This is a genomic window from Nocardioides aromaticivorans, assembly GCF_013408525.1.
In the GTDB taxonomy this organism is placed as follows: Bacteria; Actinomycetota; Actinomycetes; order Propionibacteriales; family Nocardioidaceae; genus Nocardioides; species Nocardioides aromaticivorans.
This window is the reverse complement of sequence record NZ_JACBZM010000001.1, coordinates 4602111-4628274: the sequence shown is the minus strand read 5'-3', so window position 1 is coordinate 4628274 and position 26164 is coordinate 4602111. Positions and strand designations below refer to the sequence as shown.

The window sequence follows — 26164 nt, the reverse complement described above, 5'->3', positions numbered from 1 at the left end:
CACCCGATGAGCCGCGCCACCCCACCCCCCTCCGGCGCCCGCGACCAGGTCGCCCGCCTGCTCACGCTCGTCCCGTTCCTCCACCACCGCGACGGGGTGCGCCTCGACGAGGCCGCCCGCCTGCTCGGTACCACGTCCGACCAGGTCCTGCGCGACCTCAAGGTGCTCTTCATGTGCGGCCTGCCCGGCGGGCTCCCGGGCGACCTGATCGACGTCGACCTGGACGCCATCCAGACCGAGCAGGGCGGGGTCATCACCGAGGGCGTCATCCGGGTCGAGAACGCGGAGTACCTCGACCGACCGCTGCGCCTCAGCGCCACGGAGGCCTCGGCGATCATCGTGGCGCTGCGCATGCTCCGCGACACCTCGACCGGTGACACCCGGGCCCTGGTCGCCCGGGTGCTCGACAAGCTCGAGGGTGCGGCGGCGACCGCCGGTGCCGCGCACGTGGCGGTCACGCCGTCGCCGCGCGACGCGGAGCAGGTCGCGATCGTGGAGCGGACCCGTGAGCTCAACGACGCCGTCGAGGCGGGCCGTCAGGTGCGGCTGACCTACTACGTACCCTCCCGCGACGAGGAGTCGGAGCGCGTCGTCGACCCGCGCGGCGTGGTGACGCACGGCGTCTTCTCCTATCTCGACGCCTGGTGCCACCGGGCGGAGGGGGAGCGGCTGTTCCGGCTGGACCGGATCACCAAGCTCGAGGTCCTCGACTCACCGACCGCGACCGACCCGCAGCCGCCGCGGGACCTCAGCGACGGCCTGTTCGCCGACGTCGAGGGGCCCGACCAGGTCGTCGCCACACTGCGGCTGGCGCCGGAGGCGCGCTGGGCGACGGAGTACTACCCCGTCCGCGACGTGCGCATCGACCCCGACGGGACGGCCGAGGTCGACCTCGTCGTCGTGGACCGCAGGTGGCTCAACCGGCTCCTGCTCCGCCTCGCGCCGTACGCCGAGGTGGTGACCCCCGAAGAGTTCACCGACTCTTTCACGACCAGTGCACAGGACACACTCAGGCTCTACGGGTGACGTGGGCGTAGCATGGTGCCTGTCCGTCGTACCCCGTGAAGTGAGAGTTGGTCCCCACGATGTCTGCCCTGATCGGAATGCCCCAGGGAGCCGAGTGGCTCATCATTCTGGCCATCGTGATCCTCGTGTTCGGGGCCGCCAAGCTCCCCGACCTCGCGCGGGGCACCGGCCAGGCGCTGCGGATCTTCAAGGCCGAGACCAAGGGCCTCAAGGACGACGACAAGAAGCCGGCCGCGCCGGCCTCCACCGGCGAGCTCAACGCCGCCGACGACATCGCCGAGGGCGAGATCGTCGACGAGCACCGCGAGAAGAACGCCTGATCCGACCACCCGCAGGTCCACCTCCATGTCGCTGCCCGGGGTCGCCCGGCTGTTCATCGGCAAGCCGGTCCACCCCGTCGGCCAGGACGGCCGGATGGCGCTGTCCGACCACCTCCGGGAGCTGCGCGCGCGCCTCCTGAAGTCGGTCTTCACGATCCTCGTGGCCTTCGTGGTCGCGCTGTTCTTCTTCGACCCGATCTTCGCGGTCATCAACGAGCCCTACCAGCAGGCCCGCGAGGCGCTGGGCGCCGACCGCACGGTGGCCACGGCCAACGGCATCGGCGGGCCCTTCCTGCTCTACCTCAAGCTGTGCGGCATCACGGCCGTCGTCGCGACCAGCCCGGTCTGGCTCTACCAGATCTGGGCGTTCATCCTCCCCGGCCTGCACCGGGAGGAGAAGCGCTGGACGCTGGTCTTCGCGATCGTCGCCGGCCCGCTGTTCATCGCCGGCATCGTCCTGGGCTACGTCACCCTGCCCAAGGGCCTGGAGATCCTGATCGGGTTCACCCAGGCGGACCTCACCAACCTGGTGGAGTTCAACGACTACCTGTCGTTCTTCGTGCGCACCCTCCTCGGCTTCGGGATCGCCTTCGAGATCCCCGTCTTCGTCGTCCTGCTCAACCTCGCGGGCATCGTCAAGGGCAAGTCGCTGGGCGCCCACCGGCCGTGGATGATCGTCGGCTGCTTCATCTTCGCCGCCGTGATGACCCCCTCCGGCGACCCGTTCACGATGACCTTCATGGCCGTCCCGATGGTCATCCTCTTCCTCATCTCCGAGGTGATCGCGCGGGTCAACGACAAGCGCCGGGCCGGCCGCGCCATCAACGCGGGCCTCTCGCCCGACGAGGCGAGCCCGCTCGACCTCTGAGCGCACAACCCGCGGGCCCTGACGATGACCGGCCGCTAACCTTCACCCTGTGCCTCGTGTCGTCGTGCTGACCAACCCGACCTCGGGCAAGGGGCGCGCGGCACGGGTGCGGGACGAGGCCCTGCCGCGCTTCCACGGCGCCGGCTGGCAGACCACGGCGCTCACCAGCCGCAGCGCCGACGACGCGCTCGACCTCGCGCGCGTCGCCGCCGCCGAGCGTCCCGAGGTGCTGGCCGTCTGCGGGGGCGACGGGATGGTCAACATCGCGATGCAGGCGCTCGCCGGGACCGGCGTACCGCTCGGCATCCTCCCCGCGGGCACCGGCAACGACTTCGCCCGCTACTTCGACGTCCCGCTCGGCGACCCTGCCGCGGCCGCCTCCCGGATCGTGCACGCCACGACGCGCACGGTGGACCTCGCGCGGATCGGCGAGCGCTACTTCGGCGGGGTCCTCGCCGCCGGCTTCGACGCCGTGGTCAACGAGCGCGCCAACCGGATGCGCTGGCCCAGGGGGCAGATGCGCTACAACCTCGCCACGCTGGCCGAGCTTCGTGTCTTCCAGCCGCTCAAGTACCTCCTCGAGCTCGACGGCGAGGAGCGCAGCGTGGAGGCGATGCTGGTCGCCGTCGGCAACGGGCCGTCCTTCGGCGGCGGCCTGCGCATCACCCACGGAGCCGAGCTCGACGACGGTCTGCTCGACGTCGTCCTCATCAAGCCACTGAGCCGGCGGGAGCTGGTCCGGACCTATCCCAAGCTCTTCGACGGGAGCCACGTGAAACATCCGCAGTACGAGCACCACCGCGTGAAGCGGGTGACGGTCGCGTGCGCCGGCATCGTCGGGTACGCCGACGGCGAGCGCTTCGGCCCGCTGCCCCTCACCGTGGAGGCGGTCCCCGGCGCGTTGGCGGTGCGCGCATGAGCGACCGCAACGCCGATCGCGCCCACGACCGCGCCCGTGACGACGAGCAGCAGCCCGGGGCTGCGGAGCGCTACGCGTCGTACCGTCGCGACAAGGGCCACCCGGTCTTCCGCGACTTCGCCGCCGGCTTCCCATTCCCGCTCGACGACTTCCAGGTCGAGGGCTGCAAGGCCGTCGAGGACGGCGACGGGGTGCTCGTCGCCGCGCCGACCGGCGCCGGCAAGACGGTCGTGGGGGAGTTCGCGGTCCACCTCGCGCTGGAGACGGGGCGCAAATGCTTCTACACGACCCCGATCAAGGCGCTGTCGAACCAGAAGTACAGCGACCTGGTGGACCGGTACGGCGCCGAGAACGTCGGCCTGCTGACCGGCGACACCACGGTCAACGGCGAGGCGCCGGTCGTCGTCATGACGACCGAGGTGCTGCGCAACATGCTCTACGCGCGATCGCGCACCCTCGTCGGCCTCGGCTTCGTGGTGATGGACGAGGTGCACTACCTCGCCGACCGTTCGCGCGGCGCGGTGTGGGAGGAGGTGATCATCCACCTGCCCGAGTCGGTGTCGGTGGTGTCGCTCTCCGCGACCGTCTCCAACGCCGAGGAGTTCGGCGAGTGGCTGGAGACCGTTCGTGGCTCCACCCGGACGATCGTCGCCGAACGGCGCCCCGTTCCGCTCTTCCAGCACGTGATGGTCGGCCGTCGCCTGCTCGACCTGTTCGCCTCCTCCGACGTCGACGCGGCCGCCGGGTTCGTGCGCGAGGGAGCACCGGTCAACGACGAGCTGATGAAGCTGGCCCGCGACGACTGGGCGAGCAGCCGCCTGATGCGCGACCGCCGCTCACCCCGCAAGGGCAACCCCGGCTCGTCGAAGAACCCGCGCTCGGTCGGCAGCGGCCGGCGGATCTGGATCCCGTCGCGCCTCGACGTCATCGACCAGCTGCAGCGCAAGAACCTGCTGCCCGCCATCGACTTCATCTTCAGCCGGGCCGGCTGCGACGCCGCCGTCCAGCAGTGCCTCGACGCCAACCTCCGGCTCACCGACGGCGAGGAGCGCGACGAGGTTATCGCGTACGTCGAGCGCACCCTCGGCGGCCTGCCGTCCGACGACCTCCACGTGCTCGGCTACCACGACTTCCTCGACGCCGCCTCCCGCGGCGTCGCCGCGCACCACGCGGGCATGCTCCCGGCGTTCAAGGAGTGCGTCGAGGAGCTCTACCTCCGCGGCCTGGTCAAGATCGTCTTCGCCACCGAGACCCTGGCGCTCGGCATCAACATGCCGGCGCGCACCGTGGTCCTCGAGAAGCTGACCAAGTGGAACGGCGAGACGCACGCCGACATCACGCCGGGGGAGTACACCCAGCTCACGGGCCGCGCCGGCCGCCGAGGACTCGACGTCGAGGGGCACGCCGTCGTGCTCTGGCAGCCCGGCATGAACCCGCGGGAGCTGGCCGGCCTCGCCTCGACCCGGACCTACCCGCTGCGCTCGAGCTTCCGGCCGTCGTACAACATGGCGGTCAACCTGGTGCACTCCTACGGACGCCACCGGGCGCGGGAGCTCCTCGAGCAGTCCTTCGCGCAGTTCCAGGCCGACCGCGCCGTCGTCGGGCTCGCCCGCCAGCAGCGCAAGGCCGAGGACGCGCTCGCCGGCTATGCCGAGGCCGCCCAGTGCCACCTCGGCGACTTCATGGAGTACGCCGCCCTGCGCCGTCGCATCTCCGAGCTCGAGAAGGAGTCCAGCAAGGTCCGCCGGAACGACCGGCGCAGCGAGGCCGAGGCGTCGCTCGAGCGGCTCAAGCCCGGCGACATCGTCGTGGTGCCGGTCGGCAAGTTCGCCGGTCCCGCGGTCATCGTCGACCCGGGCCTCTCCGAGCACGGGCACCGCCCCCTCGTGATCACCGCGGAGCGGCAGGGCCGCAGGCTGGCGATGATGGACTTCCCGACTCCGGTGGAGCCGGTCGCCAAGATCCGGCTGCCGCGCAAGCTCGACCCGCGCAACCCGCACCAGCGCAAGGACGTCGCACAGGCCGTCCGCGAGGCCGTGCGCGGGCTGCCGCTGTCGGTCACCCGCCCCAAGGCGGAGCGGGGCCAGGTCGACCCCGAGATCGCCCAGCAGATCGCGGCACTGCGCGCCCAGGTCCGCGAGCACCCCTGCCACGGCTGCGCGGAGCGCGAGGACCACGCCCGGTGGGCCGAGCGGTGGGCGAAGCTCGACAAGGACACCCAGACGCTGTCGCAGCGGATCGAGCGGCGTACCAACACCGTGGCGCGCACCTTCGACCGCGTCTGCGAGGTGCTGGAGGCGCTCGAGTACCTCGACGGCGACGAGGTCACCGAGCGCGGGCGCGGCCTGATGCGGATCTACTCCGACCTCGACCTGGTCGCGGCGGAGGCGCTGCGCAGTGGGCTGTGGGACGACCTGTCCCCGGCCCAGCTGGGCGCCGTGCTGTCGGCGCTGGTCTACGAGGCCCGCCGTCCCGAGGACGGACCGCCCAACGTCCCCGGCGGCGCGATCGGGACCACGATCGACGCGATGACCCGGTTGTGGGGCGAGCTGGAGCGGCTCGAGCGCGAGCACCGGCTCGACTTCCTCCGCAAGCCCGACGGCGGCTTCGCGTGGACGGCCTACCGCTGGGCCGAGGGCCAGGACCTCGACGAGGTGATCACCCGCAACGACCAGACCGCGGGCGACTTCGTGCGCCAGATGAAGCAGCTGATCGACTTCGCCGGGCAGATCGCCGACGCCGCGGCCGGCACGCCGGTGCGGGACAACGCACGGGCACTGGTGAAGCTGCTGCGGCGGGGGATCGTCGCGGGCGACTGACGTCCGGCGTACTGCGACCCGACCAGGCCCGGGACCCCCGTCGATCGGGCACGACTGCAGCCGTCCCGGCCGCTTTGCTGCGGTTTGGGACCAAACCGCAACTCTCAGCAGCACCCGGCAGCGCCACCCACGGGAACCCTCAGCCGAGTCCCTCGGACGCGACCCCCGCCTCAGCCGCCCGCAACCGGGCCGCGTACTCGACGCCCCGGGGCGACAGCGCCACCACCGAGCGCCGCTTGTCGCCCGGGTCGATGCGGCGTACGACGATGCCCCGCTCGACCAGCTTGTCCATGTACCGCGTCAGGCTGGCGGCAGGTACGACGGCCAGCGTCGCGATCTCACCCATCCCGAGGCCCGGCTCGGCGCCGATCACGGCGATGATGCGCCAGTGATCCATCGTGAGGCCGTGCTCGGCCAGCAGCGGTCGCAGGGCGCCGCGCAGCCGCGCCTCGACCTGGCGCACGTGCACGGCGAGGCTGCTCCCGGGCTCTCCCGAGTGCAGGGACTGCGGCTGGGTCACGGCGATCTCCTCGGTCGGATTGTGACAATCGCGTGAACGACGCTGCCACGCCGCGGCGTCGGCACTATCCTAGGGCGGACCACGAAGACCCCCGGTTGATCCGTCGCCCGCAACGTCGCCGGCAGCACCAGCCGACGCCCCGCACGGAGGTCCCCGTGCTTCGCACGCGCCCAGACGACGTCCTCCCGGTTGCCTTCGTGGTCCCCCTGCAGGGGCCGACCGGCATCTACGGCCCGTCCTGCCTGGCGTGCGGCGAGCTGGCGGCCGAGCAGCTGAACGCCGGCTCGGGCATCGCCGGGCGCCGCGTCGAGCTGGTCGTGGTCGACGGCGGACGCGACCCGGACCTGGTGGCGGACGAGGTCGGCCGGCTGGTCGACACGGGCGCGGTCGAGGCCGTGGCGGGCTGGCACACCTCGGCCGTGCGCCAGGCGATCACCCGTCGTGTCGGGGGTCGCGTCGTCTACGCGTTCGGCGCCATGCACGAGGGCGGCGACTCCACGCCCGGCGTGTTCATGATCGGCGAGCGCCCGATCAACCAGCTGCTGCCCGCGGCGCACTGGATGCGCGAGGAGCTGGGCGTCGGTCGCTGGGCGATCCTCGGCAACGACTACGTGTTCCCGCGGGTGACCGGGACGACGGCCCGCCTCGCCCTGCAGGGCACCGCCTCGGAGATCGTCAGCGAGACCTACGTGCCGCTCGGCACGAGCGACTTCGCCGGCGTGATCAGTGAGCTCGAGCGGCAGCCGGTGGACGGCGTGATCATGCTGCTGATGGGGCAGGACGCCGTGCACTTCAACCGGCAGTTCGCCCGGGCGGGCCTCACCGCGGCGCTCCCGCGGCTCAGCCCGGCGGTCGAGGAGAACACGCTGCTCGCCGCCGGTGCGGACGCGAGTGAGGGCCTGTACGCCGCGGCGGCGTACTTCGACGGGATGGACACCGTCGAGAGCTCGACCCTCGCCCGGGACTACTACGCGCGCTGGGGCCGGTGGGCGCCGGCGCTCAACGCCGTCGGGGAGTCCTGCTACGAGGCCATCTCGTTCCTCGCCCGCGTCGGCGAGGTGTGCGGCTCGCTGACCGTCGACGCGGCGGCCTCGCTGCCCTCGGGCCACTTCTACTCCAGTCCCCGCGGCCTGATGCGCCTGGACGGGAACCTGCTCGACCAGGACGTCTACCTCGCCGCTGCGGACGGGCTCGAGTTCCGCGTCGAGCAGCAGATCGCGCGCGCCCACTAGCTGCACCCGCTGATCTCGTCCCACGCGCCGGTGAGCTCGACGTCGTGGACCTGCTGGCCGAGCCGCCGCCACAGGACGGCACCGGGGCGGTCGAGGTCGTAGCGGTGGAGGTCGTCGGGAGTCTCCGGCACGTCCGCACCGACCGACAGCACGCTCGTCACGACCCGGGAGCCCCCGAGCATCCACGGCGCGGACGCGGCGTCGAGCGGCAGGTCCTCGACCAGCACCGGACCGGCGGGGTCGTGGACGGTGGTGGTCTGCCGGACCGATCCCGGCTGCTCGCCGTACCGCCCGAGCACGAGGGTCTCCCGCAGCGCCAGGCGTGCGCCGGCAGCGCACCGCACGCGCACCGCACGCGCGACCTCGGCCCCCGCCGCCACGACGAAGGGGAGCCCGCCCCACCGCAGGGTCGCTCCCGCGGCGAGGTCGACCCGCACGTCCCAGCGGGCGGCGGAGCCGCGCATGTCGTAGGCGACGGTGCCGCCCGTCTCGACGAGGTCGACCTCGAGCCCTTCGCCGACCGACACGTCGATCTCGATCGCGTCGCCGGCGAGGAGCAGCGCACCTTCCGGAACGAGGGCGACCCGTGCCCTCGCGGCGGCGTGCTCGACCACCACGGCGCGCAGTGCCGACGCCGTCGGGTCCGAGCGGGTGACGGCCGTGCGCACCTGGCAGCGCCCGCCGGAGGGACCGGCGGAGATGCGCAGGCGGGTCCGGCCGAGGCGCTCAGTGCTCGTGAGCATGCTCACCGGCGTGCGAGTGCGCGGCCATCGGGCCGGGATCCACCGGCACCAGCAGGCCGTGCTGGTGGGAGGAGCGGACCTCGAGGACCCAGGCGACGATCGCGTCGATGCTCGCCCGGTCGGTCCGGGAGAGGGCGATGACCGGTCGCCCGTCGCGGGCCGCGACGGCGTCGGCCTTCATCTGCACGACGTCCACGCCGACGTACGGCGCCAGGTCGGTCTTGTTGACCACCAGCAGGTCGGCCCGCTCGATCCCCGGTCCGCCCTTGCGTGCGACGTCGCCACCGCCCGCCACGTCGAGCACGAACACCTGCGCGTCCACGAGCGCGGGCGAGAAGGTGGCCGTCAGGTTGTCGCCGCCGGACTCGAGGAGCACCAGGTCGAGGTCGGGGTAGTCGCGCTCGAGCTCCTCGACCTCCAGCAGGTTGGCGCTGATGTCGTCGCGGATCGCCGTGTGCGGGCAGGCACCCGTCTCGACCGCGCGGATGCGATCGGCTGCCAGGACCCCGGCGGAGCGCAGGAAGCGGGCGTCCTCGTCGGTGTAGATGTCGTTGGTGACGACGGCGAGGCTGAGCCGGTCGGACAGCTCGCGGCACAGCAGCGCGATGAGCGAGCTCTTGCCGGTGCCGACGGGCCCGCACACGCCCAGCCGGAGCGGGCGCTCGACGTGGGCATGGGCGTGGTCGTGGTGATGGTGCTCAGGCACGGAACAACCTCCTGGTGGTGCGGGCATGGGCCTGCGCCCACACCTCGATCTGGGGGACCCCGACGGCGGGGATGTCGTCGGGCTCGGCGACGCCGGCGGTCGCCGTGACCAGGTCCTCGACGAGCGGCAGCGCGTCGACCACCCATCCCGTGACGGCCGCCGGGTCGAGGGGGAGCAGCTTGAGCGCCGCGGCGCAGACGGTCTGCACGTCGTCGTACGCGACGAGGCGGGCGAGCGCCTCCGCGCCGATCCCGAGGCCGGCCGCCACGGCGCCGAGCGCCACCGCCCTGCTCGCGCCGGGGACCGCCTGCAGCGGCGCCGCGGCGTCCGGCCACACCTGGGCGCACAGGCGCAGCAGGGTCCGGGCCTGCACCCGCGACGCGCTGCGGACCGCCGGCGCGACGGTCCGCGCCGCCCAGGCCGTCTCCACGTCCGCCAGCGGCGTCCGGTCCAGCACCGCCCGCCGGGCCGCGAGCGCCGTGCCCGCCTCGACCCGGGTGACGCCCCGCAGCCGCGTCCGGAGGTACGACGGCACGTCGGCCGCTCCCAGACCAGCCATCACGGCGCCCTCGAGCGTGCCGGACTGGGTGTGCCCCGCGACGGGCAGCCGCGCGTCGGCGAGCAGCAGGGTGAGCAGGTCGGGGTGGGCCATCGCGGTCTCAGAACATCGAGTACAGCTGCGCCAGGGGCAGCTCGGTGGCCGGGGCCGGCACGATCCGCTCGCCGTCGACGTCGATCGCGAAGGTCTCCGGGTCGATGTCGATCCGCGGCAGCGCGGTGTTGTTGGCCATGTCGGCCTTGGTGACCGCTCGCGTCGGCTTCACCGCCGCGAGCCGGCGACGCAGCCCCAGCCGGTCGGCGAGGCCGTCCTCCAGCGCCGCAGGCGACACGAAGGTCACGCCGTGCGCGCTGCCGTCGTCGCCGAGGGTGGGCCGCATCAGCACCGGCTGCGGTGTCGGGATGGAGGCGTTCGGGTCCCCGAGTGCCCCCCACACGAGCGCTCCGGACTTCATCACCACCTGCGGCCGGATCCCGAAGAAGCGCGGGTCCCAGAGGACGAGGTCGGCGAGCTTGCCGGGCTCCACCGAGCCGACCTCGTGGTCGATGCCGTGCGCGACGGCCGGGTTGATCGTGTACTTCGCGACGTAGCGCCGGGCCCGCGCGTTGTCCGCCGGCCCCTCGGCGAGGTCGCCGTGGGCGCCGTAGCGGGCCTTCATGACGTGCGCGACCTGCCAGGTCCGGCAGACCACCTCGCCGATGCGGCCCATGGCCTGCGCGTCGGACGACGTGATCGAGAGGGCCCCGAGGTCGTGCAGCAGGTCCTCCGCGGCGATCGTGGTGGCCCGGATCCGGGACTCGGCGAACGCGAGGTCCTCGGGGACCTGCGGGTTGAGGTGGTGGCAGACCATCAGCATGTCGAGGTGCTCGGCGACCGTGTTGACGGTGTGCGGCAGCGTCGGGTTGGTCGAGCCGGGGATCACGTGCGGCAGCGAGGCCACGGTGAGGATGTCCGGCGCGTGCCCGCCACCCGCGCCCTCGGCGTGGAAGGCGTGGATGCCCCGACCGGCGATCGCGGCGATGGTCGACTCGACGTAGCCGGCCTCGTTGAGGCTGTCGGAGTGCAGTGCGACCTGCAGGCCGAACTCGTCCGCCGCGCGCAGCGAGGCGTCGATGGCCGCGGGCGTCGATCCCCAGTCCTCGTGCACCTTGTAGCCGGCCGCGCCGCCCAGCGCCTGCTCGGCGAGCCCGCCGGCGCTGACCGTGTTGCCCTTGCCGAACAGCAGGATGTTCAGCGGCACCGAGTCCAGCGCCCGGTGCACGGTCGCCAGGTGCCACGCACCGGGCGTCACCGTGGTGGCCTTCGAGCCCTCGGACGGGCCGGTGCCGCCACCCGCGATGGTGGTGATGCCGGTGGCCAGCGCCTCCACCAGCTGCGAGCGGGAGAGCAGGTGCACGTGCACGTCGATGGCGCCCGCGGTGAGGATCTTGCCCTCGCCGGCGACCACGTCGGTCCCGGGACCGATCACGAGGTCGGGGTGGACGCCGTCGGCGATGTCGGGGTTGCCCGACCGGCCCAGCGCCACGATCCGCCCGTCCTTGATCCCCACGTCGGCCCGGACGACGCCCCAGTGGTCGAGCACCAGCGCGTTGGTGATGACCGTGTCGAGGGCGCCCTCGGCCGACGTGCGCGTCGACTGCGCCATCGACTCCCTGATCGACTTGCCGCCGCCGAAGACCGCCTCCTCGCCGCCGACCACCCAGTCCTGCTCGACCTCGATCCACAGGTCGGTGTCGCCGAGCCGGACCTGGTCGCCGACGGTCGGGCCGTACAGGGCGGCGTACGCCGCACGGCTGATCTCAACCATCGAGCCGGCCTCCGTCCGTGCGCACCTGGATGCCCGGCACCACCCGCGCTCCCCGGAGCGCGACGATCGCGACCTCCTGGGACGCGCCCGGCTCGAACCGGCGTGACGTCCCCGAGGGGATGTCCAGCCGGAAGCCGTACGCCGCCGCACGGTCGAAGTCGAGGGCGGCGTTCACGTCGGGCAGGTGGATGTGCGAGCCGATCTGCACCGGCCGGTCGCCGGTGTTGGTGACCACCAGCAGGCCACGCTCGTCGGGGGAGCGGTCCGCGTTCAGCACGACCGTGCCGGGTGCGGTCCGGGTGGCGCCCGGTCCGTCGCTCACGATGCCCATGGGTGCTCGCTCCTCACGCGATCGGGTGGTGGAGAGTGACGAGCTTGCGCCCGTCGCGGAAGGTGGCCTCGACCTGGACGTCGACCAGCATCTCGGGGACGCCGGCCATGACCTGCTCGCGGCGCAGCACGTCGCGGCCGCGCTCCATCAGGTCCGAGACCAGCGCACCGGCGCGGGCCTCCTCGATGACCCAGCAGGACAGCAGGGCGACCGCCTCGGGGTAGTTGAGCCGGACCCCGCGGTCCAGCCGGTCCCGGGCGACCATGCCGGCGACGCTCAGCAGCAGCTTCTCCGTGTCGGAGGGTGTCAGGTGCATGGCCTCAGACTGCCATCGCCGTACGAACCGCCTCGAGCGCTCCGGCGCCGCCGGCACCGCTCGAGGTGACCCGGCCCGACTCCAGCACGTAGTAGGCGTCGGTGCTGCGCAGGGCGAAGCCGACGTGCTGCTCGACCAGCAGGACCGACAGGTCCCCCCGCGCCGTGAGCGCGGTGATGACCGCCTCGATCTCGGCGACCACATTGGGCTGGATGCCCTCGGTCGGCTCGTCGAGGATCAGCATCCGCGGCTTGGTCAGGAGCGTCCGCGCGATCGCGAGCTGTTGGCGCTGGCCTCCGGAGAGCAGACCCGCCCTGCGTGCGAGCAGGTCACGCAGCGCCGGGAAGGTGTCCAGCACCTCGTCGATCGCCGCCCGGTCGGTGCTGACCAGCTGCAGGTTCTCCAGGGTCGTCATCTGGGGGAACGACAGCTGGCCCTGCGGGACGTAGCCCAGGCCGCGCGCCACCCGCTTGTTCGGGCGGAGCCGGGTCACGTCCTCGCCGTCGAGCAGCACCTGCCCGCGCATCACCGGCAGCAGACCCACCGCGACGCGCAGCACCGTGGTCTTGCCCGCGCCGTTGTGACCCATCACGGCGACGGCGCCGCCATCGGGGACCTCCAGCGACACGTCCTCCAGGACGCGGGTGCGGCCGTAGCCGGCGCTCACCCCTCGCAGCTCAAGCATGGTCGACCTCCTCGCTCGCCTCGGCGGCACTCGTCTCGGCCTGTCGGCCCAGGTAGACCTCCTGGACCCGCGGATCGGCCTGGATCTCCGCCACCTTGCCCTCGGCCAGCACCTTGCCGGCATGCATCACGGTCACCACGTCGGCGTAGCTGCGGACGAACTCCATGTCGTGCTCGATCACGACGATGGTCCGCTCGCGGCCGATCCGCCGCAGCAGCTCGCCGGTCTCGGCCCGCTCCTCGGCGCTCATGCCGGCCACCGGCTCGTCGAGCAGCATCACCCGGGCGTCCTGCACCAGCAGCATCCCGATCTCGAGCCACTGCTTCTGGCCGTGGGCCAGGACTCCCGCGGGCTTGTCGCGCAGGTCCGCGAGCCCGATGGTCTCCAGCGCCTCCTCGACGTACGACGGCGTGCCGCGCCGGGCGAGCGCCATCCTCCACGCCGACCGGTGGACCCCGCCGGCGATGTCGAGGTTCTGCAGGACCGAGAGGCCCTCGAACACCGTCGCCGTCTGGAAGGTGCGGCCGATGCCGGCGCGCACGATCCGGTGCGACTTGGTGTGCAACAGGTCCCGGTGGCGGTACCGGGCCAGCCCGGTGGCGGGCACGAGCCCGGTCACCGCGTCCACGAGCGTGGTCTTGCCGGCCCCGTTGGGCCCGATCAGGAAGTGCAGGCGGCCCTGCAGCAGGGTCAGGTCGACCCCGTCGATGGCCTTGAAGCCATCGAACTCGACGCTCAGCCCCCGGATCTCCAGGTAGTCGTCGTTCATCGGGCGACCTCCAGGTCGTCGACCGCCGGCTCTGCCGTGCGGTGCTTCGGGACGGCGGGGGAGCGGACCACCGAGCGCAGCCGTCCGAGGGCCTGGGACCAGACGCTGCCGAGACCGGCGGGGAAGAACAGGATCACGACGATGAACAGCAGGCCCAGGAAGTAGGTCCACTGGTCCGGGAAGGACTCCGAGAGCGACGTGCGTCCGTAGCCGACGGCGAGCGCACCCAGCGCCGGACCCAGCAGGAGTGCGCGTCCGCCGAGCGCGACGCCGGCGATCAGGAAGATCGACGCGGTCGCGTCGACGTCGGACGGCGAGATGATGCCGGTGATCGGCGCGAAGAGGGCGCCGCCAACGCTCGCCATCACCGCGGCGACCACGAAGGCGACCAGCTTGATGTTGGCCGGGTCGTGCCCCAGGAAGCGGACGCGCTCCTCGGCGTCCCGGGTCGCGACCAGCAACTCGCCGAAGCGGCTGCGGTAGAGCTGCCACACCACGAGCAGGCAGGCCACCAGCACGGCCGCGGCGATCGAGTAGATCATCTTCTTGTTCACCGGGTCGTAGAGGTTGTAGCCGAAGAACACGGTGAACTGGTTGAGCCCGTTGAAGCCGCCCGTCTGCTTGATGGTCGCGATCAGCAGGGTCGCGAACGCGACCGCCAGCGCCTGGGTGAGGATCGCGAAGTAGGCGCCCTTGACCCGCCTCTTGAAGATTGCCCAGCCGAGGATCGCGGTAGCGACCGCCGGGAGGGCGACGATGGCGAACAGGGTGAAGGCGCCGCTGCGGAAGGGCTCCCACCAGCCGGGCATCGTGCCGTCGCCGTACAGGACCATGAAGTCGGGGATGGCGTCCGGGCCACCCGTGGCCATCGCGGCCTCGAGCTTGAGGTGCATGGCCATCGCGTAGCCGCCGAGGCCGAAGAAGACGCCCTGGCCCATGACGAGCATGCCCCCGCGCCCCCACGCGAGGCCGATGCCGACGCCCGCGATCGCCCAGCAGACGTACTTGCCGAGATTGTTGAGCCGGAACGGGCTGAGCACGGCCGGCGCGACGACGAGCAGGGCGATCGCGATCAGGGCGATGCCGACGAGCGGTCCCCACTTCTGCAGGTGCTTCATGCGAGCCCCCTGGTACGCACGGTGAACAGGCCCTGGGGCCGGAGCTGGAGGAAGACCACGACGAGCCCGAAGGTGACCACCTGGGCCATGCTCGAGCTGTACCAGTCGGTCAGGTACGCGGTGACGATGCCGACGGCGAAGGCCGCGATCACCGTGCCCTTGAGCTGGCCGAGACCGCCGGCCACGACGACGAGGAACGCCGAGATGATGTACGTCGTCCCGAGGTTCGGGTTCGTGCCGGAGATGAGGGACACGGCGACGCCGCCGATGCCCGCCAGGCCGGAGCCGACGAAGAAGGTGACCCGGTCGACGGTGCGCGTGGAGACGCCCATCGTCTCGGCGAGGTCGCGGTTCTGCACGGTCGCCCGGATCTGGCGTCCGTAGGCGGTGTACTTCAGCAGTGCGCCGAGGGCTCCGAGCGCGGCGAGCGCGAGCACGATCGTGAACATCTGCCGGTAGGGCCAGTGGTAGCCGAACACGTCGACGTTGCCGTCGAGCCAGCCCGGCGTGTGCACCGGGTCGCCCTGCGCGCCGAACACGTCCTTGGCGAGCTGCTGGAGCAGCAGGCTGACGCCGACGGTGACGAGCAGCGTGTCCAGCGGGCGCCGGTACATCCACTGGATGATCGCGACCTCCAGCAGGAGGCCGAGCAGGCCGGCGACGAGGAATGCCACCGGCAGCGCGACGAGGATCGAGATGTCGGTGTTGGTCACGACCTGCTGGGTGAGATAGGCCGTGTAGGCGCCGGCCATGAGGAACTCGCCGTGCGCCATGTTGATCACGCCCATCTGGCCGAAGGTGAGGGCCAGGCCGAGCGCGGCGATGAGCAGCAACGCGCCGGTGGCGGCACCGGCGAGCAGCGGGGTGGTGAACGCGTCCACGGGGGACTCCTGACGGGTGGCCCCGGGGTGCCGCGCTGCGCGAGCACGACACCCCGGGGGAGGGACGATCCGGACCGGCTCAGGTCACTCGCCGCTGGGGTCCCACCACGAGTAGCCCTTCAGGAACGGGTCGGGCTCGATCGGCGCGTCCGAGGACCAGACCACGTCGAACTGGTTGTCCTTGTTGATCCGCCCGATCAGGCCGGTCTTGGCGATGTGGTGGTTCTCGCCGTCGATCGTGACCGTGCCCTCGGGGGCGTCGAAGGTGACCCCGTCGGCCGCGGCGTTGATCTTGTCGACGTCGAAGGAGTCGGCCTTCTCGACCAGCGCCTTGTAGAGGTAGAGCGAGGTGTACGCCGCCTCCATCGGGTCCGACGTGGGCCGCTTGTCGCCGTACTTGGCCTTGAACGCCTTGATGAACGCGTCGTTGGTCGGGCTCTTCACCGACTGGAAGTAGTTCCACGCGGCGAACTGGCCGGTGACGTCCTTGCCCATCGCCGGCGCCTCCTCCTCGGCGATGGAGACCGAGATGATCGGCGACGTCTCGGGGCTCAGGCCCTGCTCGTAGTACGCCTTGATGAAGCCGACATTGGACGAGCCGTTGATCGTGTTGAACACGAAGTCCGGCTTCGCCTTGACGATCTTCGACACCTGGGTGGTCCAGTCGTCGTCGTCCAGCGGGACGTACTCCTCGCCGACGATCTCGATGCCGAGCTCCTTGGCGTACTGCTTGATGATCTTGTTGGCGGTGCGCGGGAAGACGTAGTCCGAACCCGCGAGGAACAGGGTCTTCACGCCCTTGGACTTGAGGAAGTCCATGGCCGGGATGATCTGCTGGTTGGTCGTGGCGCCGGTGTAGTAGATGTTCTTCGACGCCTCGAGGCCCTCGTACTGCACCGGGTAGAAGAGCAGCCCGTTGTCGGCCTCGACGACCGGGAGCATCGCCTTGCGCGACGCGGAGGTCCAGCCGCCGAAGACGGCCGCGACGCAGTCGCCGGTGAGCAGCTTCTCGATCTTCTCGGCGAAGACGGCCGGGTCACTGGCCCCGTCCTCCACCACCGGCTCGATCTTCTTCCCGAGGATGCCGCCGTCGGCGTTGATCTCCTCCAGGGCCATCACCAGCGAGTCGCGAACGGTCTGCTCGCTGATCGCCATGGCGCCGGAGGTGGAGTTCAGGAACCCGAGCTTGATGGTGTCACCGGAGGTGTCGACGCAGCTCTCGGCTGAGCTCGACTCCCCGGACTTGGAACCGCCACAGGCGCTGAGGCTGAGTGCCGCGGTGAGCACGAGCACGGAGCCGGTCGCAAGGCGGGAGCGGGAATGGAACAAGGGACAACCCTCTCGGTCATCGCGACCGCCTTCTCGGGAGGCGGCCGCTGGGCCAGGGGGCACGACGCCGGGCCCCGGTGGCGATGAACCTAGGAACGGCTGATTTCCAACTAGTACCAAATGGAATGAAATCGGTGTTACATGTCGGCCGCGGGCTCCACCGCGAGTGACGCGAGCACGCCGGTCAGCCGTGCGACCGGACTCGCGAGGCCCCACTGCTCCACCAGTGCCGCCAGCCGGTCGGCGTCCATTGGGTGCTGGGGGAGCGCGAGGTGGTCGCGGCGGAGATCGATGTCGCGGGCCACCGCGACGACGGTCGGAGCCACCTCGAGGTACGCCGCCGCGTCGCGGATCTTCAGCCGGGGACCCGGGCCCAGGTCGCTGCCCGGATCCTCGACCGCGGCGAGGATGCCCGGGATGTCGTCGTACTTCTGCAGGAGGCTGGCGGCCGTCTTCTCGCCGACCCCCTTCACGCCCGGCAGGCCGTCGGACGCGTCCCCGCGCAGGGTCGCGAAGTCGGCGTACTGGTCGGCCCGCACGCCGTACTTCTCCAGCACCCAGGCCTCGTCGACACGCTCGTGCCGGCCGACCCCGCGGCCGACGTACAGGATCCGGACGCCGGCGGCGTCGTCGACCAGCTGGAAGAGGTCGCGGTCGCCGGTCACCACGTCGACCGGCATCCCGGCACCGGTCGCGAGCGTGCCGATCACGTCGTCGGCCTCGTATCCGGGGGCGCCCACCACGGCGATGCCGAACGCGTCCAGCACCTCGCGGATGACCGGTACCTGCAGCTCCAGCGGGTCCGGGACCTCCTCGACGTCCGGGGCGCCGACGACCTCCTCGACGACACGGTGCGCCTTGTAGGTCGGGATCAGGTCGACGCGCCACTGCGGGCGCCAGTCGTCGTCCCAGCAGCAGGCGAGGTGGGTCGGCTGGTACTGCTCCACCAGCCGGGAGATGTAGTCGAGCAGGCCGCGGACAGCGTTCACGTTGGTGCCGCCGGGGGAGAGGATCTCGGGCGAGCCGAAGAAGGCCCGGAAGTAGAGGCTGGCGGTGTCCAGGAGCAGCAGGCGGTCCGTCACCGGGCCAGCGTAGTGGTGCGGATCGGCGTGGATCGGCGTGGATCGGAGCGCCGCGGCGAGACATCGCGGTGACGGGCCGCCGCGACCACTAGGGTGGGGCGCGTGAGTCAGAGCAGCCATCCAGCCGTCGAGGCGACCGATCGGCAGATCCTGGAGCTCCTGGCCAAGGACGGGCGGATGTCCTACACCGATCTCGGGCGGGCCACGGGGCTCTCCACCTCGGCCGTGCACCAGCGGGTCAAGCGACTCGAGCAGCGCGGCCTCATCCTCGGCTACGGCGCGACGGTGAACTATGCCGAGATCGGCCTACCACTGACGGCGTTCATCGCCATCCGCCCCATCGACCCGTCCCAGCCGGACGACTGCCCCGACCGGCTGGTCGACATGCCGGAGATCGAGTCGTGCTGGTCCGTGGCCGGCGAGGAGTCGTACGTCCTCAAGGTCCGCACCACCTCGCCCGCCGAGATGGAGGGCCTGCTGGGCCGGATCCGGAGCGCGGCCAACGTCTCCACGCGCACCACGATCGTGCTCTCGACGTACTACGAGAACCGTCCGGTGAGCTGATCCAGCACGAGAGCCGGCGTGTTGTGACGCGACACGCCGGACAAGGTCCCGATTTTCTGAGATTTTTCTCGTTCGGTGAGGCCTTCCTGACCTGCGAGAACGCGCGTCTGCGCAGGTCAGCGGCCGGTTGACAGCGCCGGTCCGGCTGACAAAAGTACGGAACCGTTCGCCCGTGCAGGTCGTGGCAGGCGGACCGACGTCCGAGTGGCCGCATCGCCCGGGGGAGTAGCACCAGCTCTTCCCGGGTTGCGGTTCGCGGAGGTCGGTTCGCTCCTCGAGGGCGGACCGAAAGGGTTCGGGTCTCCCTAGACAACGTCGCGCGCGTCGGCAGCCGGTCGGAAGTCGGGATGGTCCGAAGGCGGCTCGAACCCTTTCGCGCCTGCAAGGCCGATGGCCACCACCGCTAGGCTCGGCGCGTGCTGCAGCGCTCGTTCCTCGCGGTCCTCGGGGGAGTCCTCCTCACCGCGTCCTTCGAGCCGATCGCGTTCGCGTGGCTGCTCCCGTTCGGCGTCGCGTCCTTCGCGCTGCTCACCTCCGGCCTGTCGGTACGCCGCTCCGGCGTGGTCGGCCTGGTCTTCGGCGTCGCCTTCTACTTCAGCCACATCGAGTGGATGCGGGCCTCGATCGGCCCGGACGCCTGGCTCGCCCTGTCCACCGTCGAGGCCCTCTTCTACGGGTTGCTGGGCCTCGCGGTGCCGCTGCTGCGCCGACTGCCGTGGTGGCCGGTCTGGCTGGCCGCGGCGTGGACGACGATGGAGACCGCGCGAAGCGGCTGGCCGTTCAGCGGCATGCCGTGGGGGCGGTTGTCCTTCGCGGCGATCGACACGCCCGCCGCGCCGGCCGTCGCCTACGTCGGGATGACCGGGCTGTCCTTCCTCCTGGCGCTGCTCGGCTTCCTGCTGGCCCGTGCCGTCGAGGACCGCTCCCTGCCCGCCGTCGGCGCACTGGTCGCCATGTGCGCGCTCGTCGTGGTGCCGGCGGTGTTCCCCTGGACGGTCCCCGAGACGGGGAAGGCCACGGTGGCGGTCGTCCAGGGGAACGTGCCCGGCCCGGGCAACGACATCCTCTGGGACCCGCGAGGCGTGACGCAGAACCACGTGGACGCGACCGTCGAGCTGGCTGCGGACGTCGCGGCCGGCAACGAGCCGATGCCGGACTTCGTGCTCTGGCCGGAGAACTCCACCGCCGTCGACCCCTTCGACGACCTGCCGGTCAGCACCGGCATCCAGCAGGCGGTGCAGGCGATCGGCGTCCCCGTCGTCGTCGGTGGCATCGTCGACGACGGTCCCGACCACGTGCTCAACCAGGGCATCGTCTGGGATCCCGAGGCGGGTGCCGGTGACCGCTACACGAAGCACCACCCCGTGCCGTACGGCGAGTACATCCCCTTCCGCGACATCTGGGACCCCAAGTTCGGGCAGCTCGCCCTGATCTCCCGGGACATGAAGAGCGGCACCCGCACCGAGCCACTGCGGGTCGCCGGGGTGCGGGTCGCCGACGCGATCTGCTTCGACGTCGCGTACGACGACGTGATGCCCCCGCAGGTCCGCGACGGGGCGGAACTGCTCGCCGTGCAGACGAGCAACGCGAGCTTCATCTTCACCCACCAGATCGAGCAGCAGTTCGCCATCACCCGGCTGCGCGCCATCGAGGCCGGCCGGTGGCTCACGGTCGCCTCGACCAACGGCCGCAGCGGCGTGATCGCGCCGGACGGCACCGTCGTCGCGACGGCCCCGAAGCTGAGGACCGCGGTGATGGTCGAGGAGGTCGGCCTGGCGAGCGGGCTCACCCCCGCGATGTGGCTGGGGCCGTGGCCCACCCGGTTGTTCACCGGATCGACCCTTGCCGCTCTCGTCTGTGGTGCCATCGCGTACCGTCGAGGGCGAGAGTTTGCCGGGCCCGTGGAAGTCCCGGCGAAGGAGCCCAGCGATGCTTGTTGACCACACCCCCGACCTCGGACGTGTCGTGATGGTCGTGCCCACCTACAACGAGGCGGACAACATCGCCTGGATCGTGGGGCGGCTGCGCGCCGCCCAGCCGTCCCTCGACGTCCTCGTCGTCGACGACGGCTCACCGGACGGCACGGGCGACATCGCCGACGGCCTGGCTGCCACCGACCCGCAGGTCCACGTCCTGCACCGCACGACCAAGGGCGGTCTCGGCGCGGCGTACCTCGCCGGCTTCGCCTGGGCGCTCGAGCGCGGCTACGACGTCATCGGCGAGATGGACGCCGACGGCTCCCACCAGCCCGAGCAGCTGCAGCGCCTGCTCACCGGCCTGCTCGACGCCGACCTGGTCATCGGGTCGCGCTGGATCCCCGGCGGATCCGTCGTCAACTGGCCGTGGGAGCGCGAGGTCCTCTCCCGGGGCGGCAACCTCTACGTGCGGATGCTGCTCGGCATCAAGGTCCGCGACGCCACGGCCGGCTACCGGCTGTTCCGCCGCACCACCCTGGAGAAGATCCACCTCGACGAGGTGCGCTCGACAGGCTACGTCTTCCAGACCGACCTCGTGACGCGCACCCTGCGCGCCGGCCTGACCGTGCGTGAGGTGCCGATCGAGTTCGTCGAGCGCGTGCGCGGCGAGTCGAAGATGAGCGGCCAGGTCGCCGTGGAGTCCCTCAAGCGGATCACCGCCTGGGGCATCCGCGAGCGCTGGGCGCGGGTCAAGGGCCGCCCCGCAACCGGGCGGGAGCTGGTCTCCAGCCGATGAGCACACCATGAGGTCCCGATGAGCCGCCGCGGCCGGCGAGCAGCAGTCCTGCTGATCCTCGCCTTCGTCGTAATGCCGATCCTGGAGATCTACGTGCTCATCCAGGTCGGCCAGGCCATCGGCCCCTGGTGGACCATCCTGCTGCTCGTCCTCGACAGCATCATCGGCGCCTGGCTGATCAAGCGGGAGGGCCGGCGCGCCTGGCAGGCGCTGCGTGAGCAGGTCGAGACCGGCCGGATGCCGCACAAGGAGCTGGCCGACGGTGCGCTCGTCGTGCTCGGCGGGGCGTTCATGCTCAGTCCGGGGTTCGTCACGGACGCGCTCGGCATCCTGCTGATCCTGCCGGTGACGCGGCCGTTGTTCCGCGGACTGCTGGTGGCGTACGCCGGCCGCCAGGTCGTGCGGCGTACCGGCTTCGGTCCGGGCGGGTCCACCGCGCCCGGAAATGGCACTCGCCCCGGGCCAGAGGTGGTCCAGGGCGAGGTCGTCGACGACTGACGCGAAGGCCGGTAGCGCGGCGAGAGGCGTCGACGGCAGCTTGCTGCCCGCATCAACGCCGAAGACGCGCTCGGCCCCGAAAGGCTCTAGGCCTTCGCCGGCTTCTTCTTGCGCGCGTTGGCGCGGTGCAGGTGCGCCGGGCCGATCTCGCCGCCGCGCAGCAGCTCGAGCCGCTCGGTCAGGATCTCCTCGAGCTCCTTCTCCGAGCGCCGCTCCAGCAACATGTCCCAGTGGGTGCGCTGCGGCTTCTCGACCTTGACCTCACGCTCGATGCCGGCCGTGCTCTCGGCCTCGAGCCCGCAGCGCGGGCACTCCCAGATCGCCGGCACCTCGGCCTCGATCGACATCGTGATCTCGAACTCGTGACCCTGGGGACAGCGGTAACCCACCTGCTGCCGGGCCGCGAACTCGATGCCGCGCTCGTCCTCGAACGACTGGCCCCCCAGTCGGGCGCCACGCAGTGTCCGCTCAGCCATGAGAACTCCACCTCCCGTGTTTCGTCTCTGTCTGACAACGCTACCCGCCGGTAAAAAGTTCCAATCCCTGCGCATTGCCGGATCAGGTCACAGTGGCAGATCGGCGGGCGGACCACCAGTCGGAGGAGTCGCGGGTCAGATCACCGGGGGAGCGGTGTTGCCCGCCTCGCGGATGCCGCGTGCGGTGTCCACGCGGAGCAGGAGCAGGCCGCCGACGACGAAGAACGCGATCAGGGCGAAGATCGCCGGCCGGTAGGAGTCGGTGAACTGGTAGACGAGGCCGAAGGTCAGCGTCCCGAACCACGACGTCCCGCGGTCCATGGCGTGGTAGAGGCTGAAGTACTCCGCCTCCTTGCCGCGGGGGATGAACAGCGAGAAGTACGACCTGGCCAGCGCCTGGGTGCCACCGAGCACGAGGCCGATGGCCACGCCGAGGGCCAGGAACGGCAGCACGCTCTTGTCGGGCACGACGAGCGCGACCGTGACGATGCCCATCCAGCCGACCAGGCCGACCAGGATCACCCGCTTGGCGCCGTACCGGCCGGCGACGCGGGCGAAGAGGATCGCGCCGCCGATGCCGACCAGCTGCACCAGCAGGTAGGTGCCGAGCACGATGCCGTCGCCGAAGCCGAGCTCCTTGGTGCCGAAGGTCGACGCGGAGTTGATGACCGTCTGGATGCCGTCGTTGAAGAACAGGTAGGCGGCCAGGAAGGTGAGCGCGACGGGGTAGTTGCGCAGATCCTTCAGGGTCGCCCACAGCTGGCCGAAGGACCGGGTCAGCACGCCGCCCTCGACCGCCTCCACGGCGACCGGCTGGTGCCGCTTGATGCCGCGCCACGGGATGACCATGAACGCCGCCCACCAGACCGCGGCCGAGAGCAGGGAGAGGCGGACGGCCATCTCCTTGTCGAGGCCGATCGAGTCGTGGAGGCTCACGACGGCGAAGTTCACCGCGAGCAGCAGCCCACCGCCGGCGTACCCGTAGGCCCAGCCGACCGACGACACCCGGTCGCGCTCGCTCTCGGTCGAGATGACCGGCAGGATCGAGTCGCTGACGACGATGGCGGCGCCGCCGGCCAGGTTGGCGACGATGAAGGCGATGCTGCCGAAGAGCCAGTTCTCGCCGCTCATGAAGAACAGCAGCCCGGCGAACGCCGCGCCCACCCAGGAGAAGGCGGCGAGGAGGTCCGGCTTGCGCGCGATCCGGTCCGCGTACGCGCCGATCACGGGGTAGAAGAAGACGCTCAGCACCGTCGAGAGCGTGATGACGTACGACGGCAGGGAGCCCGGCGCGATCGACAGGCCGAGCACGTGCAGCCGCCCGTGCTCGCCGACGGCGTTCTCCGCCACCGAGATCAGGTAGGGCGCGAAGAGCACGCCTGCGACGGTCGTCTGGAACGCCGAGGCGGCCCAGTCGGTGAAGTACCACGCACGCTGCTCGCGCGCGCGGTTGAGCGGTCCCAGGTCCGCGATCGTCATGACGCCCCTCCCTGCGCGGACCACCATTGGCCGCGCCCCTGGAGCACATCCTTGAGCAGGTCGGTGCGATCCGTGAAGATCCCGTCGACACCCAGGTCGAGCAGCTCGTTCATCTCCGCCGGGTCGTCGATGGTCCACACGTGCACCTGGAGTCCGGCGGCGTGCGCCCGGCGGACCAGGCCGCGCGTGACGACGACGAAGCGGCCGCTGCGGTGCGGCACCTGGAAGGCCGCGAACCCGTCCCCGGCCAGCAACCGGGCGATGCGGGCGCTGGGGGAGAGGCGCCACACGACGACCTGCCACGGGTCGGCCGCCGTCGGCACCCGACGATCGGTGAGAGCGCGGAACCGCCGGATCCGGCGCCGGGAGAAGGAGCCGATGAACACCCGGTCCCACAGGTCGCGCTCCCGCACCAGCGCCGCCAGCGGTGCGACCGCGTCATCGGACTTGATGTCGATGTTGAAGCGCGCCTGCGGGAAGGCGTCGAGCAGGTCGACCAGGGTCGGGACCTCCTCGCGCCCACCGATCCGGGCCCGTCGTACGTCGGCCAGGGTCAGGTCGCGCACGGCGCCCTCCTGGTCGGTGACGCGGTCGAGCACCTCGTCGTGGAACGCCAGCAGGACGCCGTCGGCGGTCAGGTGGACATCGGTCTCGAGGTAGTCGTAGCCGAGCGCGGCGGCGTGGCGGAAGGCCGCCATGGTGTTCTCGAGGCCCTCGATCTCCGGGTGGTAGGCACCGCCGCGGTGGGCGAAGGCCAGGACCTTGCCCTTCGGGAGGTACGTCATCCTCAGATGTCTCTGAACGTCTCGATCTCGGCGCCGAGGGAGCTCAACCGCTCGGCGAGGTCCTCGTAGCCGCGGTGGATGACATAGGTGCTGCGCAGCACCGACGTGCCCTTGCTGGCCAGCATGGCGAGGAGGACGACGACCGCGGGACGCAGCGCGGGCGGGCAGACCAGCTCGGTGCCGGTCCACGAGGTCGGGCCGTCGATCTGGACCCGGTGCGGGTCGAGCAGGGTCACCCGGCCGCCGAGCTTGTTGAGCTCGGTGAGGTAGATCGCCCGGTTGTCGTAGACCCAGTCGTTGAGGTAGGTCGTGCCCTCGGCGACCGCGGCGATCACCGCGAAGAACGGCAGGTTGTCGATGTTGAGGCCGGGGAAGGGCATCGGGTGGATCTTGTCGCGCGGGGCGACCAGGTCGGAGGCGTGCGTCGTGATGTCGACGAGCCGGGTCCGGCCGTTGGCGGCGAGGTACTCCTCGGAGCGGTCGTAGCGAAAACCCATCTCCTCCAGCACGGCGAGCTCGATCTCGAGGAACTCGATCGGCGCGCGCTGGATGGTGATCTCCGAGCGGGTCACGATCGCCGCGGCGAGCAGCGACATCGCCTCGATCGGGTCCTCGCTGGGGGAGTAGTCGACGTCGACGTCGATGGACTCGCGGCCGGTGACGGTCAGCGTCGTCGTACCGATGCCCTCGACCTCGACGCCGAGCGCCTGCAGGTAGAAGCAGAGGTCCTGGACCATGTAGTTGGACGACGCGTTGCGGATGACGGTCGTGCCGGGGTGCAGGGCGGCAGCCATCAGCGCGTTCTCGGTGACCGTGTCGCCGCGCTCGGTGAGCACGATCGGGCGGCCGGGGACGATCGCGCGGTTGGCCTGGGCGTGGTACCACCCGTCGGTCGCCTTCACCTCGAGCCCGAAGGGCCGCAGCGCCGACATGTGCGGCTCGACGGTGCGGGTGCCGAGGTTGCAGCCGCCCGCGTAGGGCAGCTCGAAGGTGTCCATCCGGTGCAGAAGGGGACCGAGGAACATGATGACCGAGCGGGTACGCCGCGCGGCCTCCTCGTCGATCTTGGTGAGGTCGAACTCCTTGGGCGGGATGATCTCGAGGTCGTTCTCCGCGTTGATCCAGCGGGTCTGGACGCCGAGGCTGTCGAGCACCTCGAGCAGGCGGTTGACCTCCTCGATCCGCGCGACCTTGCGCAGCGTCGTGCGACCGCGGTTGAGCAGCGAGGCGCACAGCAGCGCGACACCGGCGTTCTTCGAGGTCTTGACGTCGATGCTGCCGGACAGCGTCGTGGGGCCCTTGACCCGCAGGTGGGTCGGGCCGGCGCCGAGCGCCACGATCTCCGAGTCGAGGGCGGCGCCGATCCGGGCCAGCATCTCCAGGGAGAGGTTCTGGTGCCCCTTCTCGATCCGGTTGATCGCACTCTGGCTGGTCGCCAGCCGCTCGGCGAGCTGGGCCTGGGTCAGGCCCCGGTGCTTGCGGGCGTCGCGGATCAGGTTCCCGATGCGGCCCTTGTAGTCGTCGTTCGACTCGTCCGTCGTCATGCCTACGACGGTAACTCACATATGAGATATCGCCAACGGCGGCGACGGCGAGTCTCGGCCGCCGACCGCCGATGCG

At 71.2% G+C, this 26164-nt stretch carries 27 protein-coding genes; 10 read left to right on the top strand and 17 right to left on the bottom strand.

Annotation, left to right across the window (positions count from 1 at the left end; genetic code table 11):
- Positions 1–6: 6 nt before the first annotated feature.
- The 5 genes from BJ993_RS22200 (at position 7) to BJ993_RS22180 (ending at position 5952) form a co-directional block, all read left to right on the top strand.
- Positions 7–1026 (top strand): helix-turn-helix transcriptional regulator, encoded by a 1020-nt coding sequence (locus tag BJ993_RS22200; protein ID WP_179651294.1) that lies wholly within the window; start codon positions 7–9, stop codon positions 1024–1026.
- A 77-nt stretch (positions 1027–1103) separates the two neighbouring features.
- Positions 1104–1346 (top strand): Sec-independent protein translocase subunit TatA, encoded by a 243-nt coding sequence (locus tag BJ993_RS26190; protein WP_036545735.1) that lies wholly within the window; start codon positions 1104–1106, stop codon positions 1344–1346.
- 25 nt (positions 1347–1371) lie between these two features.
- On the top strand, positions 1372–2214 hold the full coding sequence (gene tatC / locus BJ993_RS22190) for a twin-arginine translocase subunit TatC (RefSeq protein ID WP_179651290.1): 843 nt from the start codon (positions 1372–1374) through the stop codon (positions 2212–2214).
- A 49-nt stretch (positions 2215–2263) separates the two neighbouring features.
- Positions 2264–3133 (top strand): diacylglycerol kinase, encoded by an 870-nt coding sequence (locus BJ993_RS22185; protein WP_179651288.1) that lies wholly within the window; start codon positions 2264–2266, stop codon positions 3131–3133.
- The gene (locus tag BJ993_RS22180) at positions 3130–5952 is read left to right on the top strand and encodes a DEAD/DEAH box helicase (RefSeq protein WP_179651286.1); all 2823 of its coding nucleotides are present in this window, start codon (positions 3130–3132) and stop codon (positions 5950–5952) included. The genes BJ993_RS22185 and BJ993_RS22180 overlap by 4 nt, the downstream gene beginning before the upstream one ends.
- Positions 5953–6091: 139 nt before the next feature.
- Here the strand turns inward: BJ993_RS22180 and BJ993_RS22175 are convergent, their stop codons facing one another.
- Entirely contained in the window at positions 6092–6472 is a 381-nt protein-coding gene (locus BJ993_RS22175; protein WP_179651285.1) for a MarR family winged helix-turn-helix transcriptional regulator, read from the bottom strand.
- 155 nt (positions 6473–6627) lie between these two features.
- On the opposite strand from BJ993_RS22175, the gene BJ993_RS22170 reads away from it, so the two are divergent.
- Positions 6628–7704, top strand: coding sequence for a substrate-binding domain-containing protein (locus BJ993_RS22170; protein WP_179651283.1), 1077 nt, complete (start codon positions 6628–6630; stop codon positions 7702–7704).
- On the opposite strand, the gene BJ993_RS22165 is transcribed toward BJ993_RS22170, so the two are convergent.
- The 12 genes from BJ993_RS22165 to BJ993_RS22110 all read right to left on the bottom strand — a co-directional run bounded on the left by BJ993_RS22165 (position 7701) and on the right by BJ993_RS22110 (position 18030).
- The gene (locus tag BJ993_RS22165) at positions 7701–8447 is read right to left on the bottom strand and encodes an urease accessory protein UreD (RefSeq protein WP_179651281.1); all 747 of its coding nucleotides are present in this window, start codon (positions 8445–8447) and stop codon (positions 7701–7703) included. The genes BJ993_RS22170 and BJ993_RS22165 overlap by 4 nt on opposite strands.
- Complete coding sequence (gene ureG / locus BJ993_RS22160) at positions 8431–9153, bottom strand: urease accessory protein UreG (RefSeq protein ID WP_308645674.1); 723 nt, start codon at positions 9151–9153, stop codon at positions 8431–8433. Before ureG ends, BJ993_RS22165 begins: the two co-directional genes overlap by 17 nt.
- Complete coding sequence (locus BJ993_RS22155) at positions 9146–9805, bottom strand: urease accessory protein UreF (protein WP_179651277.1); 660 nt, start codon at positions 9803–9805, stop codon at positions 9146–9148. Before BJ993_RS22155 ends, ureG begins: the two co-directional genes overlap by 8 nt.
- Before the next feature lie 7 nt (positions 9806–9812).
- A complete protein-coding gene (locus tag BJ993_RS22150) occupies positions 9813–11519 on the bottom strand; it encodes an urease subunit alpha (RefSeq protein WP_179651275.1) in 1707 nt (568 codons plus the stop codon).
- The gene (ureB, locus tag BJ993_RS22145; RefSeq protein WP_036545723.1) at positions 11512–11850 is read right to left on the bottom strand and encodes an urease subunit beta; all 339 of its coding nucleotides are present in this window, start codon (positions 11848–11850) and stop codon (positions 11512–11514) included. Before ureB ends, BJ993_RS22150 begins: the two co-directional genes overlap by 8 nt.
- A gap of 13 nt (positions 11851–11863) precedes the next feature.
- Positions 11864–12166, bottom strand: a complete 303-nt coding sequence (locus BJ993_RS22140) for an urease subunit gamma (protein ID WP_036545722.1) — start codon at positions 12164–12166, stop codon at positions 11864–11866.
- A 4-nt stretch (positions 12167–12170) separates the two neighbouring features.
- Positions 12171–12851, bottom strand: coding sequence for an ATP-binding cassette domain-containing protein (locus BJ993_RS22135; protein ID WP_179651273.1), 681 nt, complete (start codon positions 12849–12851; stop codon positions 12171–12173).
- The gene (urtD, locus tag BJ993_RS22130; protein ID WP_179651270.1) at positions 12844–13620 is read right to left on the bottom strand and encodes an urea ABC transporter ATP-binding protein UrtD; all 777 of its coding nucleotides are present in this window, start codon (positions 13618–13620) and stop codon (positions 12844–12846) included. The genes BJ993_RS22135 and urtD overlap by 8 nt, the downstream gene beginning before the upstream one ends.
- Positions 13617–14738: an urea ABC transporter permease subunit UrtC gene (gene urtC, locus BJ993_RS22125; protein WP_179651268.1), complete on the bottom strand. Its 1122-nt coding sequence runs from the start codon at positions 14736–14738 to the stop codon at positions 13617–13619. The genes urtD and urtC overlap by 4 nt, the downstream gene beginning before the upstream one ends.
- Positions 14735–15619 carry an urea ABC transporter permease subunit UrtB gene (gene urtB, locus BJ993_RS22120; RefSeq protein ID WP_036545714.1) on the bottom strand — a complete coding sequence of 295 codons (885 nt, stop codon included), beginning with the start codon at positions 15617–15619 and terminating at the stop codon, positions 14735–14737. The genes urtC and urtB overlap by 4 nt, the downstream gene beginning before the upstream one ends.
- A gap of 84 nt (positions 15620–15703) precedes the next feature.
- Positions 15704–16948 carry an urea ABC transporter substrate-binding protein gene (gene urtA / locus BJ993_RS22115; protein ID WP_036545712.1) on the bottom strand — a complete coding sequence of 415 codons (1245 nt, stop codon included), beginning with the start codon at positions 16946–16948 and terminating at the stop codon, positions 15704–15706.
- Positions 16949–17085: 137 nt separating this feature from the next.
- Positions 17086–18030, bottom strand: coding sequence for a 5'-3' exonuclease (locus tag BJ993_RS22110; RefSeq protein WP_308645673.1), 945 nt, complete (start codon positions 18028–18030; stop codon positions 17086–17088).
- Positions 18031–18132: 102 nt separating this feature from the next.
- On the opposite strand from BJ993_RS22110, the gene BJ993_RS26410 reads away from it, so the two are divergent.
- From BJ993_RS26410 to BJ993_RS22090, 4 genes are all read left to right on the top strand, one after another.
- Positions 18133–18594: an Lrp/AsnC family transcriptional regulator gene (locus tag BJ993_RS26410; protein WP_036545706.1), complete on the top strand. Its 462-nt coding sequence runs from the start codon at positions 18133–18135 to the stop codon at positions 18592–18594.
- Between the two features lie 416 nt (positions 18595–19010).
- Positions 19011–20534 (top strand): apolipoprotein N-acyltransferase, encoded by a 1524-nt coding sequence (gene lnt, locus BJ993_RS22100; protein ID WP_179651264.1) that lies wholly within the window; start codon positions 19011–19013, stop codon positions 20532–20534.
- On the top strand, positions 20524–21306 hold the full coding sequence (locus BJ993_RS22095; RefSeq protein ID WP_036545704.1) for a polyprenol monophosphomannose synthase: 783 nt from the start codon (positions 20524–20526) through the stop codon (positions 21304–21306). The genes lnt and BJ993_RS22095 overlap by 11 nt, the downstream gene beginning before the upstream one ends.
- An 18-nt stretch (positions 21307–21324) precedes the next feature.
- Positions 21325–21804, top strand: coding sequence for an FxsA family protein (locus BJ993_RS22090; RefSeq protein ID WP_179651262.1), 480 nt, complete (start codon positions 21325–21327; stop codon positions 21802–21804).
- An 86-nt stretch (positions 21805–21890) separates the two neighbouring features.
- Here the strand turns inward: BJ993_RS22090 and BJ993_RS22085 are convergent, their stop codons facing one another.
- From BJ993_RS22085 to BJ993_RS22070, 4 genes are all read right to left on the bottom strand, one after another.
- Positions 21891–22280 carry an RNA polymerase-binding protein RbpA gene (locus tag BJ993_RS22085; RefSeq protein ID WP_036545700.1) on the bottom strand — a complete coding sequence of 130 codons (390 nt, stop codon included), beginning with the start codon at positions 22278–22280 and terminating at the stop codon, positions 21891–21893.
- A 135-nt stretch (positions 22281–22415) separates the two neighbouring features.
- A complete protein-coding gene (locus BJ993_RS22080) occupies positions 22416–23759 on the bottom strand; it encodes an MFS transporter (protein ID WP_179651261.1) in 1344 nt (447 codons plus the stop codon).
- A complete protein-coding gene (locus tag BJ993_RS22075; protein ID WP_179651259.1) occupies positions 23756–24544 on the bottom strand; it encodes a glycerophosphodiester phosphodiesterase family protein in 789 nt (262 codons plus the stop codon). The genes BJ993_RS22080 and BJ993_RS22075 overlap by 4 nt, the downstream gene beginning before the upstream one ends.
- A 2-nt stretch (positions 24545–24546) precedes the next feature.
- Positions 24547–26088 (bottom strand): helix-turn-helix domain-containing protein, encoded by a 1542-nt coding sequence (locus BJ993_RS22070; RefSeq protein WP_036545693.1) that lies wholly within the window; start codon positions 26086–26088, stop codon positions 24547–24549.
- Between the last annotated feature and the right edge of the window lie 76 nt (positions 26089–26164).